This is a genomic window from Streptomyces sp. NBC_01320 (assembly GCF_035974375.1).
Taxonomy (GTDB): domain Bacteria; phylum Actinomycetota; class Actinomycetes; order Streptomycetales; family Streptomycetaceae; genus Streptomyces; species Streptomyces yanii.
Genome location: NZ_CP108390.1, coordinates 4397194 through 4412278, shown reverse-complemented (window position 1 = coordinate 4412278; position 15085 = coordinate 4397194). Strand labels below are relative to the sequence as shown.

19 protein-coding genes and 5 tRNA genes are annotated in these 15085 nt (G+C 68.8%); 17 read left to right on the top strand and 7 right to left on the bottom strand.

All coding sequences use genetic code 11. From position 1 onward, the window contains the following. The first annotated feature begins 89 nt into the window (after positions 1 to 89). The 3 genes from OG395_RS19920 (at position 90) to gltX (ending at position 2656) form a co-directional block, all read left to right on the top strand. A complete protein-coding gene (locus OG395_RS19920) occupies positions 90 to 284 on the top strand; it encodes a hypothetical protein (protein WP_327244164.1) in 195 nt (64 codons plus the stop codon). An 82-nt stretch (positions 285 to 366) separates the two neighbouring features. Continuing rightward, complete coding sequence (locus OG395_RS19915) at positions 367 to 1152, top strand: fumarylacetoacetate hydrolase family protein (RefSeq protein ID WP_266981119.1); 786 nt, start codon at positions 367 to 369, stop codon at positions 1150 to 1152. After that, the gene (gene gltX / locus OG395_RS19910; RefSeq protein ID WP_327244163.1) at positions 1145 to 2656 is read left to right on the top strand and encodes a glutamate--tRNA ligase; all 1512 of its coding nucleotides are present in this window, start codon (positions 1145 to 1147) and stop codon (positions 2654 to 2656) included. The genes OG395_RS19915 and gltX overlap by 8 nt, the downstream gene beginning before the upstream one ends. Positions 2657 to 2722: 66 nt before the next feature. Here the strand turns inward: gltX and OG395_RS19905 are convergent, their stop codons facing one another. Further along, positions 2723 to 3223: a tetratricopeptide repeat protein gene (locus OG395_RS19905; protein ID WP_327244162.1), complete on the bottom strand. Its 501-nt coding sequence runs from the start codon at positions 3221 to 3223 to the stop codon at positions 2723 to 2725. A 71-nt stretch (positions 3224 to 3294) separates the two neighbouring features. Here OG395_RS19905 and OG395_RS19900 point away from each other — a divergent pair, with 71 nt between their 5' ends. The 6 genes from OG395_RS19900 (at position 3295) to OG395_RS19875 (ending at position 4580) form a co-directional block, all read left to right on the top strand. Next, entirely contained in the window at positions 3295 to 4014 is a 720-nt protein-coding gene (locus OG395_RS19900; protein ID WP_327244161.1) for an HAD family hydrolase, read from the top strand. A gap of 87 nt (positions 4015 to 4101) precedes the next feature. Further along, positions 4102 to 4173 (top strand) — tRNA-Gln (locus OG395_RS19895). Positions 4174 to 4197: 24 nt separating this feature from the next. After that, positions 4198 to 4270 (top strand) — tRNA-Glu (locus OG395_RS19890). Between the two features lie 60 nt (positions 4271 to 4330). After that, positions 4331 to 4403, top strand: a tRNA-Glu gene (locus OG395_RS19885). 12 nt (positions 4404 to 4415) lie between these two features. Continuing rightward, a tRNA-Gln gene (locus OG395_RS19880) sits at positions 4416 to 4487 on the top strand. Positions 4488 to 4507: 20 nt separating this feature from the next. Next, positions 4508 to 4580, top strand: a tRNA-Glu gene (locus tag OG395_RS19875). An 88-nt stretch (positions 4581 to 4668) separates the two neighbouring features. On the opposite strand, the gene OG395_RS19870 is transcribed toward OG395_RS19875, so the two are convergent. Next, positions 4669 to 5310, bottom strand: a complete 642-nt coding sequence (locus OG395_RS19870) for a MerR family transcriptional regulator (RefSeq protein WP_327244160.1) — start codon at positions 5308 to 5310, stop codon at positions 4669 to 4671. A gap of 91 nt (positions 5311 to 5401) precedes the next feature. Between OG395_RS19870 and OG395_RS19865 the strand changes: the two genes are divergently transcribed. Beyond that, positions 5402 to 5908, top strand: a complete 507-nt coding sequence (locus OG395_RS19865) for a DUF4188 domain-containing protein (RefSeq protein WP_327244159.1) — start codon at positions 5402 to 5404, stop codon at positions 5906 to 5908. A gap of 118 nt (positions 5909 to 6026) precedes the next feature. Here OG395_RS19865 and ndgR read toward each other — a convergent pair whose 3' ends face one another. Then, positions 6027 to 6743 (bottom strand): IclR family transcriptional regulator NdgR, encoded by a 717-nt coding sequence (gene ndgR, locus OG395_RS19860; protein ID WP_030928691.1) that lies wholly within the window; start codon positions 6741 to 6743, stop codon positions 6027 to 6029. A 175-nt stretch (positions 6744 to 6918) separates the two neighbouring features. On the opposite strand from ndgR, the gene leuC reads away from it, so the two are divergent. The 4 genes from leuC to OG395_RS19840 all read left to right on the top strand — a co-directional run bounded on the left by leuC (position 6919) and on the right by OG395_RS19840 (position 10080). Further along, positions 6919 to 8343 carry a 3-isopropylmalate dehydratase large subunit gene (gene leuC, locus OG395_RS19855; RefSeq protein WP_327244158.1) on the top strand — a complete coding sequence of 475 codons (1425 nt, stop codon included), beginning with the start codon at positions 6919 to 6921 and terminating at the stop codon, positions 8341 to 8343. A gap of 5 nt (positions 8344 to 8348) precedes the next feature. Beyond that, positions 8349 to 8942, top strand: a complete 594-nt coding sequence (leuD, locus tag OG395_RS19850) for a 3-isopropylmalate dehydratase small subunit (protein WP_327244157.1) — start codon at positions 8349 to 8351, stop codon at positions 8940 to 8942. A gap of 104 nt (positions 8943 to 9046) precedes the next feature. Then, complete coding sequence (locus OG395_RS19845) at positions 9047 to 9274, top strand: hypothetical protein (protein ID WP_072487271.1); 228 nt, start codon at positions 9047 to 9049, stop codon at positions 9272 to 9274. Between the two features lie 143 nt (positions 9275 to 9417). After that, on the top strand, positions 9418 to 10080 hold the full coding sequence (locus OG395_RS19840) for an HU family DNA-binding protein (RefSeq protein WP_327244156.1): 663 nt from the start codon (positions 9418 to 9420) through the stop codon (positions 10078 to 10080). A gap of 110 nt (positions 10081 to 10190) precedes the next feature. Here OG395_RS19840 and OG395_RS19835 read toward each other — a convergent pair whose 3' ends face one another. Beyond that, complete coding sequence (locus tag OG395_RS19835; protein WP_037689929.1) at positions 10191 to 10394, bottom strand: hypothetical protein; 204 nt, start codon at positions 10392 to 10394, stop codon at positions 10191 to 10193. A 10-nt stretch (positions 10395 to 10404) separates the two neighbouring features. After that, positions 10405 to 11088 (bottom strand): 2-phospho-L-lactate guanylyltransferase, encoded by a 684-nt coding sequence (gene cofC / locus OG395_RS19830; protein WP_327244155.1) that lies wholly within the window; start codon positions 11086 to 11088, stop codon positions 10405 to 10407. A gap of 163 nt (positions 11089 to 11251) precedes the next feature. Between cofC and OG395_RS19825 the strand changes: the two genes are divergently transcribed. Genes OG395_RS19825 through OG395_RS19815 form a run of 3 tightly spaced genes read left to right on the top strand, consistent with a single transcriptional unit; the run spans position 11252 to position 14229 of the window. Continuing rightward, positions 11252 to 12004 (top strand): lysophospholipid acyltransferase family protein, encoded by a 753-nt coding sequence (locus tag OG395_RS19825; protein ID WP_327244154.1) that lies wholly within the window; start codon positions 11252 to 11254, stop codon positions 12002 to 12004. After that, positions 12001 to 13011: an NAD(P)H-dependent glycerol-3-phosphate dehydrogenase gene (locus OG395_RS19820; RefSeq protein WP_266981094.1), complete on the top strand. Its 1011-nt coding sequence runs from the start codon at positions 12001 to 12003 to the stop codon at positions 13009 to 13011. Before OG395_RS19825 ends, OG395_RS19820 begins: the two co-directional genes overlap by 4 nt. Positions 13012 to 13071: 60 nt before the next feature. Then, on the top strand, positions 13072 to 14229 hold the full coding sequence (locus OG395_RS19815) for a D-alanine--D-alanine ligase family protein (protein WP_327244153.1): 1158 nt from the start codon (positions 13072 to 13074) through the stop codon (positions 14227 to 14229). A 7-nt stretch (positions 14230 to 14236) separates the two neighbouring features. Here the strand turns inward: OG395_RS19815 and OG395_RS19810 are convergent, their stop codons facing one another. Continuing rightward, on the bottom strand, positions 14237 to 14725 hold the full coding sequence (locus OG395_RS19810) for a DUF3515 domain-containing protein (protein ID WP_327244152.1): 489 nt from the start codon (positions 14723 to 14725) through the stop codon (positions 14237 to 14239). 20 nt (positions 14726 to 14745) lie between these two features. After that, positions 14746 to 14979: an Lrp/AsnC family transcriptional regulator gene (locus OG395_RS19805; protein ID WP_064070330.1), complete on the bottom strand. Its 234-nt coding sequence runs from the start codon at positions 14977 to 14979 to the stop codon at positions 14746 to 14748. Positions 14980 to 15085 lie beyond the last annotated feature (106 nt).

The following is a 15085-nucleotide window of genomic DNA, read 5'->3' as shown; positions in this document are numbered from 1 at the left end:
ATGTTTAGCCTGACGCTTTACAGGGATGGCAAATCCGACAACCGGCGCCCCTCCGGGCGGCGCCCGTACCGACAGGGTCCGAACGGCAGATGAAGACGACGATGATGTTCCGCAACATTGCCAACCCCCGGCGCACCACGCTGGCGCACCTCAAGGACGCCGAAGCGCTGCAGACGCCGGAGCAGCCGGAGCACGCCGTCGACCTGCCGACACAGACGGCCAACCCGCGTCGCACCGTCCTCATGGTGGCCCCGGCGGCAGCAGCCGCCTCGACCGCCGGGTAATGGGCGCGGTTGTCCCCCTCACCCGCGTTAGCCTGGAGCGTCAGTCTTCAGCCAGCCAGCAAGTGAGGGGCGACAGCATCCCGTGCGCATCGCCAGGTTCTCCATCGACGGCAATGTCGCCTTCGGCGCGGTCGAGGGCGACGGCACCGTCGGCTCCGGTGACCTCGTCCTCGACATCATCAAGGGCATTCCGTACGCCGACTTCGAGCTCTCCGGCACCAAGGTCCCGCTGAGCAAGGTCCGGCTGCTGCCGCCCGTGCTCCCCAACAAGGTCGTGGCCATCGGCCGCAACTACGCGGAGCACGCCGCCGAGCTCGGCAACGAGGTCCCGGACGTACCGGTCGCCTTCTTCAAGCCCACCACCTCGGTGATCGGCTCCGGGGACGCCATCGAGTACCCTTCCTTCTCCAACGAAGTGCACTACGAGGCCGAGCTGGCCGTCGTCATCGGCCGTATGTGCCGCGAAGTGCCGCGTGAGCGAGTCAAGGACGTCATCTTCGGCTACACCTGTGCCAACGACGTCACCGCCCGCGATGCCCAGAAGCGTGAGAAGCAGTGGGCCCGGGCCAAGGGCTTCGACACGTCCTGCCCGCTCGGCCCCTGGGTGGAGACCGACCTCGACCCCAGCGACCTCGCCATCCAGACCACGGTCAACGGCGAGCAACGCCAACTGGGCCGTACGAGCGAAATGATCCGCTCCATCGAGGACCTGGTCGTCCACATCACGGAGGCGATGACGCTGCTCCCGGGCGACGTGATCCTCACCGGCACCCCGGCAGGGGTCGGGCCCCTGCACGTCGGCGACGAGGTCGCCGTCACCATCGAAGGCATCGGCACTCTCACCAACAAGGTGATCAAGCGTGGCTAACACGAACTCCCCCAAGCCCTCGGCTTCGTTCGAGCAGGGGGTACCCCCCCGCGTACGTTTCTGTCCCTCCCCGACCGGCAACCCCCACGTGGGCCTGGTCCGCACCGCCCTGTTCAACTGGGCGTTCGCCCGGCACCACGGCGGCACCCTGGTCTTCCGCATCGAGGACACGGATGCGGCGCGCGACTCCGAGGAGTCGTACAACCAGCTGCTCGACTCCATGCGCTGGCTCGGCTTCGACTGGGACGAGGGTCCCGAGGTCGGCGGCCCGCACGCCCCGTACCGGCAGTCGCAGCGCATGGACATCTACAAGGATGTCGCCCAGAAGCTCCTGGCCGGCGGTTACGCGTACCACTGCTACTGCACCACCGAGGAGCTCGACGCCCGCCGCGACGCCGCCCGCGCCGCCGGCAGGCCGTCCGGCTACGACGGTCACTGCCGCGACCTGAGCGCCGAGCAGATCGCCGCGTACGAGGCCGAGGGCCGGACGTCCATCGTCCGCTTCCGGATGCCCGACGAGGCGCTCACCTTCACGGACCTGGTCCGCGGCGAGCTGACCTTCCAGCCGGAGAACGTGCCGGACTACGGCATCGTCCGGGCCAACGGCGCGCCGCTCTACACGCTCGTCAACCCGGTCGACGACGCGCTGATGGAGATCACCCACGTCCTGCGCGGCGAGGACCTGCTCTCCTCCACTCCGCGCCAGCTCGCGCTCTACAAGGCGCTGATCGAGCTCGGCATCGCCAAGGGCACCCCCGCGTTCGGCCACCTCCCGTACGTCATGGGCGAGGGCAACAAGAAGCTCTCCAAGCGTGACCCGCAGGCCTCGCTCAACCTCTACCGTGAGCGCGGCTTCCTCCCCGAGGGGCTGCTCAACTACCTCTCGCTGCTCGGCTGGTCGATCGCCGAGGACCGCGACATCTTCTCCATCGAGGAGATGGTGGCCGCGTTCGACATCAAGGACGTGAACGCCAACCCGGCGCGCTTCGACCTGAAGAAGTGCGAGCACATCAACGCCGAGCACATCCGCATGCTCGACGTGAAGACGTTCACCGAGGCGTGCGGCCCCTGGCTGAAGGCGCCGTTCGCCCCGTGGGCCCCGGAGGCCTTCGACGCCGCGCAGTTCGAGGCCATCGCCCCGTATGCCCAGACCCGCGTCACCGTCCTCGCGGACATCACGGCCAACGTCGACTTCCTCTTCCTCGACGAGCCGGTCGAGGACGAGGCGTCCTGGAGCAAGGCGATGAAGGAGGGCTCCGACGCCCTCCTCACCACCGCCCGCGCCAAGCTGGCCGACGCCGAGTGGAACGCCGAGGCCCTGAAGAACGCGATTCTCGCCGCGGGCGAGGAGCACGGCCTGAAGCTCGGCAAGGCCCAGGCCCCGGTCCGCGTCGCCGTCACCGGCCGCACGATCGGTCTGCCGCTCTTCGAGTCCCTGGAGATCCTGGGCCGCGAGAAGACCCTGGCCCGGATCGACGCGGCAAGGGTGAAGCTGGCCGCGTAAGCGTCTCCTGTGCGCCCGGAGGGGCGGTCCACCGGTCCGTGCCGGTGACCGCCCCTTCTGCATGCCTCAGACGGTCTCGTCGAGGTCCTGCGCGTAATGCTCGATGGCCCGCCGGTACCGCTGTACATACGCGTCCTGGCTGGTCGTGGCCAGGAGCCTCAGCAGGATCTGCATGGCCTCGTGATGCTGCTCGGTGTTGAACAGGGCCATCGCGAGGAAGGACTGCAGGGCGCCGTCCCCGGGGAACTCCGCGACGCCAAGTCGCAGCGTCTCGACGGCCTTTGCGTACTGCCCCAGTACCCGATAGGTGCTGCCGAGCCCGAGCAGCGCACCGTGGCGGTCCTCCTCCGACAGCCCGGCGCCCCGCAAGCTGCGTTCGTAGAAGGGGACGGCTTCGGCCTCCAGCCCCAGCACGTCGTGGACCCAGGCGGTCTGGTAGGCCACTTCCGCGTCCTCGGGATGCCCGGCGGCAAGCATCAGCAACCGCTCCCTGGCCTCTTCCGCCTGCCCCTGCTCGCGCAGCCCGACGGCCTCGGCCAGCAGACTGTCCCTGTCATGCTCACTCATGCACGCATTGTCACAGGTCAAGCGTCGCGGACGGGGTTCAGGGCACACCGGGTGCGCGGTAGCGTGGCCGTATGCCGATCCGAGCCGTGCTCTGGGACATCGACGACACGATCTTCGACTACACGGGCGCCGACCGCGTCGGCCTGCAGAGACATCTGGAGAGCGAGGGCGTGCCCGGCGGATACGGTTCCGCCACGCAGGCCCTCGATGCCTGGCGGACGATCACCGACGTCCACTGGGCGCGTTTCGCCGCCGGGGAGACCGACTTCCAGGGGCAGCGCCGGGACCGGGTCCGTTCGTTCCTCGGACGGCCGCTCACGGACGCGGAGGCCGACGACTGGTTTGCTCGGCACCTCGCCCACTACGAGGCCGCCTGGTCGCTCTTTCCGGACGCCCTGCCGGTCCTGGACGTGCTGGCCGGCAGCTACCGGCAGGCCGTCCTGTCGAACTCCAGCATCGCCAATCAGGACCGCAAGCTGCGCACCCTCGGGGTGCGGGACCGTTTCGAGGCCGTGGTGTGTGCCGTGGAGCTCGGCATCTCCAAGCCCGAGGCCGCCGCGTTCCATGCCGCCTGTGAAGCGCTCGGGCTGGAGCCGCAGGACGTCGTGTACGTCGGAGATCACCCGGACATCGACGCGGCCGGGGCGGTGGCGGCAGGGTTGAAGGGGATCTGGCTGGACCGGGGCGGGCGCGGCGGACGGCCCGAACTGGAGCGCATCACCGGTCTCGATCAGCTCCCCGGACTGCTGGCGGGCGATACCCGTTTTGGAGCGCCGGACACCTTCGGGTAATGTTCTTCCTGCGCCGCCCGAGCGGGCCGGAAGATCCGGTCGGGAAGCGCAAGCCGAACAAAACCCCCTCTGGGGGTTGAGTTTTGGTGGGCTATGGTGTAATTGGCAACACTACGGTTTCTGGTACCGTCATTCTAGGTTCGAGTCCTGGTAGCCCAGCGCAGAGCTTCATCTGTAAAACACGCCCCCGTTGTGTAGCGGCCTAGCACGCTGCCCTCTCACGGCAGTAGCGCCGGTTCGAATCCGGTCGGGGGTACAGATCCTTCCCGCGAGATCATCTGGGTCGCACCCACGATTTCGATGCAGGATCGCTAGGGCCCCCGTTGTGTAGCGGCCTAGCACGCTGCCCTCTCACGGCAGTAGCGCCGGTTCGAATCCGGTCGGGGGTACGGGTTTCACCATGGGCTATGGTGTAATTGGCAACACTACGGTTTCTGGTACCGTCATTCTAGGTTCGAGTCCTGGTAGCCCAGCGCAAGATGCAGTACAATACGCCCCCGTTGTGTAGCGGCCTAGCACGCTGCCCTCTCACGGCAGTAGCGCCGGTTCGAATCCGGTCGGGGGTACAACAGAGCAAGTATTCAAGGGTCCTTCACTTCGGTGAGGGGCCCTTGCTCGTGTGCCCGGGGCCCGTCGCGCACGGGCCCGTCGCACTCAGAGTCCGTACCGCCGGTTCGACTCCTCCTCCTGGGCCAGCCGGCGCAGCGACAGCAACAGCGGTTCGTGGAGCACGACCGAGGCCACCGCCATCTCCACCTGCTCCGCTCCTGCCGGATAGGACTCCATCATGTCCAGGTCGCGGACCGCGACTTGCTCCATGAGGTGGGCCTGCTCGGTCAAGTACTCGATGTCGCAGGCGTAGCCGAGCCGGATGAGTGTGGCCATCGAGGCGACCAACGAGCGGTACGTGGGGTCCAGGAAGCCGAGTTCCTGCACGAACGCCCAGCCGAGCCGGTCGAGAAGCCGGTCGACCTCGCGGCGCGCCGATTCCGTCTCCGGGGCGTCCTCGTCCGGCTCGGGGCCGTGCGGCAGCGACCAGAGGGCGGCGCCCAGCCGGATCGTGCGGCCGAGGGATTCGTCGTCGACATGGGCCAGTACCTCGCGGGCCGTTGCCACCGGGAGGCGGCCCACCTGAATCAGCGCCCGCACCAGACGCAGTCGGCGCAGATGGCTCTCGTCGTACTCGGCCTGGGTCGCGCTGATGCGTTCACCGGGCGGCAACAGCCCCTCGCGCAGGTAGTACTTGATCGTCGCCGTCGAGACGCCGCTCTGCTTGCTCAGTTCCGCGAGTCGCATGTTCTGTGCCTTCCCTTGCGCCACCCCTTGGGCAGTGCCACTATCCAACCATTGGATAGCTGCACTCTCCAACGTGATCAGGGGGCAAGGCATGCGTGCGAAGCCGATACCGGGGCGGACGACCGCGGCAGCCGAGGGGGACGTGGTCGTCCTGCTCATCGGGATGCGCATCAATCACTTCTGGGGCGTGCACCACTGGCTGCCGGTCTTCGTGGCAATGCCGCGCATGCTGCGGGAGTTGAGCCGGGACAGGAGCCGCGGGCTGCTCGGCTACACCCTGCTGTCCGGATCGCCGAGGACGTACTACGTCGTCCAGTACTGGGAGTCCAGGGAGAAGCTCTACGCGTACGCCGCCGCGCCCGACATGTTCCACCGCAAGGCCTGGGCCATGATGAACCGCAAGGAGAAGAAGTCCCGGCAGCACGTGGGGCTGTGGCACGAGACATACGTCGCGCCCGAGGGGTCGTACGAATCGATCTACGCCGACATGCCGCCGTACGGACTGGCTGCGGCGACGGGCGTGCTGCCGATCGAGGAGCGGGGACGGAGGGCGGCGGACCGTTTCGCGCACCGTTCGTCCACGGATCGGAAGGGCTGAGAGGGGGCCGCCACGACGCTGGGACGGCCGGGAAACGATTTCTTGCTGTGCCGGGCCTGCGTGCCGGGCCTGTGCGGCAGGCGGCTCCGAGGCCGCGCCTGTGTACGTGATCCGGACGTCAGCCGTTACGGCGCAGGGCCTCGCTCAGCCGGGCCGCCGAGTCGATGACCGCCTGGGCGTGCATCCGGCCCGGGTGGCGGGTCAGCCGCTCGATCGGTCCGGAGACCGAGACCGCGGCGACCACCCGGTTCGACGGCCCGCGCACCGGCGCCGAGACCGAGGCGACGCCCGGCTCCCGCTCGCCGATCGACTGGGCCCAGCCCCGGCGGCGCACGCCCGAGAGCGCCGTCGCCGTGAAGCGGGCGCCCTGGAGACCGCGGTGCAGGCGCTCCGGCTCCTCCCAGGCCATCAGGATCTGGGCCGATGAGCCCGCCTTCATGGTCAGGGTGGAGCCCACCGGCACGGTGTCCCGCAGTCCGGACAGCCGCTCCGCCGCGGCCACGCAGATCCGCATGTCGCCCTGCCGGCGGTAGAGCTGTGCGCTCTCGCCGGTGATGTCCCGCAGATGTGTGAGTACCGGGCCCGCCGTCGCCAGCAGGCGGTCCTCGCCTGCTGCGGCCGCGAGCTCCGCCAGTCGGGGGCCGAGGATGAATCGGCCCTGCATGTCCCTCGCCACCATCCGGTGGTGTTCCAGTGCCACAGCCAGTCGATGAGCCGTGGGTCGTGCAAGCCCGGTCGCCGCGACCAGCCCGGCGAGGGTGGCCGGGCCGGACTCCAGGGCGCTCAATACCAGAGCCGCCTTGTCGAGCACGCCGACGCCGCTAGAGTTGTCCATACGACGATACTCGCGTCTCACTCTGTGAAACGCAAGTTCAATTTCCGGCGGAAGTTGCGAACCTGTAGGGGCGGCCGCACAACGGCCAGTAGCCACCGCCCCGCACGGGGATCCGGACGGCGGCGCACCGAAATCTCTAGTTGGGCCGGCGAAGACGCCGGCCGGAGGGAAAGCGATGGGTAGGACACTCGCGGAGAAGGTCTGGGACGACCACGTCGTCCGGCGCGCGGACGGCGAGCCCGATCTTCTCTTCATCGATCTGCACCTGCTGCACGAGGTGACCAGCCCCCAGGCCTTCGACGGCCTCCGGCAGGCCGGACGCCGGGTGCGGCGCCTCGACCTCACCATCGCCACCGAGGATCACAACACCCCGACCCTCGACATCGACAAGCCGATCGCCGACCCGGTCTCCCGCGCCCAGTTGGAGACCCTGCGCAAGAACTGCGCGGAGTTCGGCGTACGGCTGCACCCGCTGGGCGACGTCGAGCAGGGCGTCGTGCACGTGGTCGGCCCGCAGCTGGGTCTGACCCAGCCCGGCACCACCGTCGTCTGCGGCGACTCCCACACCTCCACGCACGGCGCTTTCGGCGCGCTGGCGTTCGGTATCGGCACCAGCCAGGTCGAGCACGTCCTGGCCACGCAGACGCTGCCGCTGGCCCGCCCGAAGACCATGGCGATCACCATCGACGGCGAACTGCCCGACGGTGTCACCGCCAAGGACCTGATCCTCGCGATCATCGCCCGGATCGGCACCGGCGGCGGCCAGGGCTACATCCTCGAATACCGCGGCGCCGCCATCGAGAAGCTCTCGATGGAAGCCCGGATGACCATCTGCAACATGTCGATCGAGGCGGGCGCCCGGGCCGGCATGATCGCCCCGGACGAGACCACGTTCGACTACCTGAAGGGCCGCGACCACGCCCCGCAGGGCGAGGACTGGGACGCCGCCGTCGCGTACTGGAAGACGCTGCGCACGGACGACGACGCGGTCTTCGACGCCGAGGTCGTCATCGACGCCGCCGAACTGGCGCCGTTCGTCACCTGGGGCACCAACCCCGGCCAGGGCGCGCCCCTGTCGGCCAACGTCCCCGACCCGGCTTCGTACGAGGACGCCTCGGAGCGGAACGCCGCCGAAAAGGCCCTGGAATACATGGGGTTGACCGCCGGACAGCCGCTGCGCGAGATCAACGTCGACACCGTTTTCGTAGGCTCCTGCACCAACGGCCGGATCGAGGACCTGCGCAACGCGGCCGCGATCCTGGACGGCCGCAAAGTCGCCGACGGTGTACGGATGCTGGTTGTCCCGGGCTCGGTCCGGGTCGCCCTGCAGGCCGTCGAGGAGGGCCTGGACAAGGTCTTCACCGCGGCCGGTGCGGAATGGCGGCACGCGGGCTGCTCGATGTGTCTCGGCATGAACCCCGACCAGCTGGCCCCCGGCGAGCGCTCCGCGTCGACCTCGAACCGGAACTTCGAGGGCCGGCAGGGCAAGGGCGGCCGTACCCACCTGGTCTCCCCGCAGGTCGCCGCCGCCACCGCCGTGCTGGGCCATCTGGCCTCGCCGGCCGACCTGTCCGACGCCCTTACGTCCGCCGGAGTCTGAGAACCATGGAAGCTTTCACCGCACACACCGGCCGGGCCGTCCCGCTGCGCCGCAGCAACGTCGACACCGACCAGATCATCCCCGCCCACTGGCTGAAGAAGGTCACCCGCGACGGCTTCGAGGACGGGCTCTTCGAGGCATGGCGCAAGGACCCCGAGTTCGTCCTCAACCGGCCCGAGCGGGACGGCGCAACGGTCCTGGTGGCCGGTCCCGACTTCGGTACCGGGTCCTCCCGTGAACACGCCGTCTGGGCCCTGCAGAACTACGGCTTCAAGGCCGTCATCTCCTCCCGGTTCGCCGACATCTTCCGCGGCAACTCGCTGAAGAACGGGCTGCTGACCGTGGTCCTCGACCAGAAGGTCGTCGACGCGCTGTGGGAGCTGACCGAGGCCGACCCGGCTGCCGAGGTCACCGTCGACCTGGAGGCGCGCCAGGTCCGGGCCGAGGGCATCACCGCCGACTTCGAGCTCGACGAGAACGCCCGCTGGCGACTGCTGAACGGGCTGGACGACATCAGCCTCACCCTTCAGAACGAAGCGGACATCGCGACTTATGAGGCGGCAAGGCCGACCTTCAAGCCGCGTACAATTAACGCCTGAGCAGCGCGTTTCCAGTACTGCGCCCCCTGCCTTCTGGTAGGGGGCGCAGTCGCTTGTTGAGACCCCGTCGGGCGACAACTCGCCCCAGATGGCACAATCGGTGCATGGAACGCGACAGCCAACTCAAGCTTTACGGCCAAGTCGCCGACCGATTGAAGGAAGCGCACACAAGAGTGCGCGCACTGCAAGTCCCGGAGGGCGTACGGATGGCGCTGTCCCGGAAGCTGTTGGTCATCACGGCTGCGGCGAAGCACGATCTCCCGGATGCGGCAAGGCGTCTGGACCGGTTGATGAAGGACCTCGATGAGGGCCGATTCCCCGAAGGTGACTGACTCTGCGGAACTGCGCGGCGGTCGACTTCGTTGCGGCACTAGGGTGATTAGCCCGTTTCGTGTTTGATTTGCGGTATATATCTGCCTAACGTGCGAAAACGCTTGAACACTTACGTTCTGGCAATGTCTCCGAAGGGGAAGACGTGAACAAGGCACAGCTCGTAGAAGCGATTGCCGACAAGGTCGGCGGCCGTCAGCAGGCCGCGGACGCTGTCGACGCGGTACTCGACGCGATCGTCCGTGCAGTTGTCGCGGGGGACCGGGTCTCGGTCACCGGTTTCGGCTCGTTCGAGAAGGTCGACCGCCCGGCCCGCTACGCCCGCAACCCGCAGACGGGTGAGCGCGTACGGGTCAAGAAGACCTCGGTGCCCCGTTTCCGTGCGGGACAGGGCTTCAAGGACCTGGTCAGCGGCTCGAAGAAGCTCCCCAAGCACGATGTGGCCGTGAAGAAGGCGCCCAAGGGCAGCCTCTCGGGCGGTGTTTCCGCCCGTGCGATCACCAAGGCCGCCGCCAAGAAGGCCACCGCCAAGAAGGCCGCGGCGAAGAAGGTCGCCGCCAAGAAGACCGTGACGGCAGCGAAGACCGCCGCGGCCAAGAAGACCGCCGCGAAGAAGACCACCGCGGCGGCCAAGAAGACCACGGCAGCCGCGAAGACCACCGCAGCGGCGAAGAAGACGACGGCTGCCAAGAAGACCGTCGCCGCCAAGACCGCGCCCGCCAAGAAGGCCGCGGCGAAGAAGGCGCCCGCGAAGAAGGCCACGGCGCGCAAGACCACGGCCAAGAAGGCCGTCGCACGGAAGAAGTGAGACCGAGCAGCGCAGGGCTCCTCACACGCGCCGGGCCGGGCTCCCCTCGGGGAGCCCGGCCCGCGGGCTGTCCGGGGTCGTTCAGCGGCCCCGTGGGCCGGACGCGCCCTTCAGAACGTCTGCAGCGTCACCAGGGTGATCCGCAGGGTCGCTCCCTCGCCCTCCACCTCGATCCGCACCCGCTGCCCCGGGCGCAGCAGCCGCAGGCCGCCCGCGTCGAAGGCCGGGGCGTCGAATTCCACCGGGGTGCCGTCGTCGAGCAGCACACTGCCGGTGCGGGTCTCGGGGTCGTACGTGTACGAGGTCGCCTGCATGAACGGCAGCCTATCGGTCCCTCGAGGGCACTTCCGCGGCCAAGCTGCCCGCCGTGTGCGGACCCACCCCGAGGGCCAGCGCGGCCCGCAGATCGGCCCCGGTGTCCACGTCCTGGCGGACCGAGTCGATGCCGGACGGGACTATTTCCACCGCGCCGGAGGCAAGATGCCGGGCCCGGGACGGACCCCCGAAAGCCGGACGCAATTCCACCCCCACCGAAGCCGACAGAAAAGTCGTGCCGATTCCCGCCGCATCCGTGACAAATGCGCGCGGAAATTCAGCGGCGAATTCGAGCACCCGGGACAATTCCGCGGGACGCAGCGCGGGCAGATCCGCGTTGAGCGCGGCGACTGCGGCCGCGGGCCTTCGGTCGCGTATCGCCCGCTCGCCATGGGCCAGCGCGGCGTTGAGTCCGGCGGCCGGTCGGTCGGGAACGATGCGCGCGCCGAGCGCCGAGAGCGCGGCCCCGGCCATCGGGTCGTCCGTGACGACCACCACATCCCGTACGGCCCGGCAGGCCAGCGCGGCGGCCACGGTGTCCTGGGCGAAGGCCAGAGCGAGCCGGGGGCGCAGCAGCGGGCCCGTTGCCTGCGTCAGCCTGCTCTTGGCCCGTGCCAGCGGCTTCAACGGGACGACCAGGGACCACACCCCGGTCCGGTCGGTGTTCGTGGCGATCTCCCCCTCGGTGCGCATCGCCGCTTATTCTCGCCTGCCGGTACGACAACCCGGTGCGAGAACCCGGAGGGGCGGCCCCGGGGGTGGGGCGTACGGTGTTCTCGACAGAGCAGGGGCCTGGGGCGAGACTTGACCGCCACAGGCAGGCAAACATGTCAGGTCCGTAGAGGAAGGTGTCCGAGTGTCCGGCCGCAGAATCGGCTTCTGGTACCGCCTGGCGGCGGTCATCGCAAAACCGCCGCTGGTGGTTCTGTTCAAGCGTGACTGGCGGGGAATGGAGCACATTCCGGCCGAAGGCGGATTCATCACTGCGGTCAATCACAACTCGTATCTGGACCCGCTCTCCTACGGTCATTTCCAGTACAACACCGGCCGGGTGCCGCGGCTCCTCGCCAAGGCGGGGCTCTTCAAGACCCCCTTCGTCGGAATGATGCTGCGTGGCACCGGACAGATCCCCGTGTACCGCGAGACGACCAACGCGCTGGACGCCTTCCGGGCCGCCGTCGACGCCATCGAGCGCGGCGAATGCGTCGCCTTCTATCCGGAGGGCACCCTCACCCGCGACCCCGACATGTGGCCCATGGCCGGCAAGACCGGCGCCGCCCGCGTCGCGTTGATGACGAAGGCCCCGGTCATCCCCGTTGCCCAGTGGGGCGCGAACCTGGTGATGCCGCCGTACGCCAAGGAGAACAAGCTCCAACTCTTCCCGCGCAAGACCCTCCAGGTGCAGGCCGGTCCGCCCGTCGACCTCTCCCGGTTCTACGACATGGAGCCGACGCCCGACGTCCTGCGCGAGGCGACCGAGGTCATCATGGCCGCGGTCACCGCCCAGCTCGAAGTCGTACGCGGCGAGAAGGCCCCCGCCGAGCTCTACGACCACCGCAAGGCACGTGCCGAACAGCGGCGCAAGGCCGAAGGAGAGGCACCCAAGTGACGCACCCCGTAAAAGCAGCCGTCTTCGGAACCGGCTCATGGGGTACGGCCTTCGGCATGATTCTCGCCGACGCCGGCTGCGAGGTCACCCTCTGGGGCCGTCGCGCCGAGCTCGCCGAGGCGGTCAACACGACCCGTACCAACCCCGACTACCTGCCGGGAATTGAGCTCCCCGAATCCATCAGGGCCACCACCGACGCCGCCGAGGCGCTGCGCGGCGCCGACTTCGCCGTGCTCGTCGTGCCGTCGCAGACGCTGCGCGCCAACCTCGCCGACTGGGCCCCGCACCTCGAACCGGACACCGTCCTCGTCTCGCTGATGAAGGGCGTCGAACTCGGCACCGCGAAGCGGATGAGTGAGGTCATCGAGGACGTCACCAAGGTCCCCGCGGACCGCATCGCCGTCATCAGCGGCCCCAATCTGGCCAAGGAGATCGCCGAACGCCGCCCCGCCGCGGCCGTCGTCGCCTGCCAGGACGAGTCGGTGGCCCGCCGCCTCCAGGCCGCCTGCCACACCCCGTACTTCCGCCCCTACACCATCACCGATGTGGTCGGCTGCGAACTCGGCGGCGCGGTGAAGAACGTCATCGGTCTCGCCGTCGGCATCGCCGACGGGATGGGCCTCGGTGACAACGCCAAGGGCTCGCTCATCACCCGCGGCCTCGCCGAGACCACCCGGCTCGGCCTCGCCATGGGCGCCGACCCGCTGACGTTCTCCGGACTCGCGGGCCTCGGCGACCTCGTGGCGACGTGCTCCTCGCCGCTGTCGCGCAACCACACCTTCGGCACCAACCTCGGCCGCGGCATGACGCTGGAAGAGACCATCGCCGTCACCAAGCAGACCGCCGAGGGCGTCAAGTCCTGTGAATCGGTGCTCGATCTGGCGCGCCGGCACGGCGTCGACATGCCCATCACGGAGACGGTCGTCTCCATCGTCCACGAGGGCAAGCCGCCGATGGTCGCTCTGGGCGAGCTGATGTCGCGCAGCGCGAAGGCCGAGCGGCACTGACGTCCGACCGGCCCCGGTGACGCTGACGCGACCCGTACCAGCAGGTACGCTCATCGCGATATGAGCAGCGAGAACCTCCCCCAGAGCCCGAAGCAGCAGCTCCGCAAGCCGCGTGTGGCCGTCGTGTTCGGCGGCCGCAGCTCCGAACACGGTATTTCGGTCGTCACGGCAGGTGCCGTCCTGAACGCCATCGACCGGACGAAGTACGACGTCCTGCCGATCGGCATCACGACGGACGGCCGCTGGGCGCTCACCGCCGACGAGCCCGAACGCATGGCCATCACGGACCGGAAGATGCCGGACGTGGCCCAACTGGCCGAGTCCTCCGAGGGCGGCGTGGTGCTCTCCGTCGACCCCGGCAGCCGCGAAGTGGTCTACAGCGAGCCCGGCTCGGTGCCCAAGGCGCTCGGCGAGGTCGACGTCGTCTTCCCCGTCCTGCACGGCCCGTACGGCGAGGACGGCACCCTTCAGGGGCTCCTGGAGCTGTCCGGCGTGCCGTACGTGGGTGCCGGTGTGCTCGCCTCGGCGGTCGGCCAGGACAAGGAATACATGAAGCGGGTTTTCACCTCGTTCGGGCTGCCCGTCGGCCCGTACGTCGTCGTCCGCCCCCGCGAATGGGACAACGACCGCCTCGCCGCCCGCAAGCGCATCGTGGACTTCGCCGGGGAACACGGCTGGCCGCTCTTCGTGAAGCCCGCGCGGGCCGGCTCGTCCATCGGCATCACCAAGGTCGACGACCTCTCCGGACTCGACGAGGCGATCGAGGAAGCCCGCCGCCACGACCCCAAGTTCCTCGTCGAGTCGCTGCTGCGCGGCCGCGAGATCGAGTGCGGGGTGCTGGAGTTCGAGGACGGACCGCGTGCCAGCGTGCCCGCCGAGATCCCGCCGGTCACCTCGCACGACTTCTACGACTTCGAGGCCAAGTACATCGACTCGGCGTCCGGGATCGTGCCCGCCCCGCTCACCGAGGAGCAGACCGCCGAGGTCCAGCGGCTCGCGATCGACGCGTTCGAGGCCGCGTCCTGCGAAGGCCTGGTGCGCGCCGACTTCTTCCTCACCGAGGACGGCACTTTCGTCATCAACGAGATCAACACGCTGCCGGGCTTCACCCCGATCTCCATGTACCCGCGGATGTGGCAGGAGAGCGGTGTGAGCTACCAGGAGCTGGTCGACCGACTGATCCAGGCGGCGTTGACCCGGCCCACCGGCCTGCGCTGACCCAGCACTACACGCTGCTGGGGACCGTCTTCCTGACGGCCGGGGCGAACGCCGCCAGCGGGCTGGCGTCATGGGCGTACGCCGTCGAGAGCGTCACCTCGACATACGCCTTGCGATAGGTCGTGGTGAAGCGCGGACCGGCGTCCTCCGGCTGCTCCAGCAGCCAGTTGACGCCGTCCGCGTCGGTCCCCTTGGCCATGGGATCGTCCATCTTCGCGGGCCGGTCGACACCGCAGCGCAGTACGATCGCCCCGTCCCCCCATGAGGCGGTCAGCACGGACCTCGGCCCGGAGTCGTCACGGTTCTGTCCGGCAACGGTCTCCGGCAGCTCCTTGTGCAGGGCACCGCAGTAGGCTGCGACTTCCGGCACCGGGGTGGGGACCGCGATCGACGCCGGGGAGCCCGTTGTGGAGCAGCCCGCCGCGGCCAGCACCAGAACGGCAGCGGACGGACCGAGAAACACGGGGCGGCGGAGCCGGCGGCGGAAGGACGTCACCGGCCCAGCGTAGACGGGGGCTACAGGTGGACGACCGGGCAGGTCAGGGTTCTGGTGATGCCGTCCACCTGCTGGACCTTGGCGACCACCATGCGGCCGAGTTCATCGACTGTGTCGGCCTGCGCGCGCACGATCACGTCGTAGGGGCCGGTGACGTCCTCTGCCTGGATCACTCCCGGGATTTTCGCGATGGTCTCGGCGACGGTCGACGCCTTGCCCACCTCGGTCTGAATAAGGATGTACGCCTGTACCACGGAACCTCCAGGGCGGCCACGAGGATCATGTGGGGGAAAGAGACGCCACGGTATCGCGTTGCCGAGGGCGGCGGGGAGACCTGTGGAACGGATGACGTCCACAGCG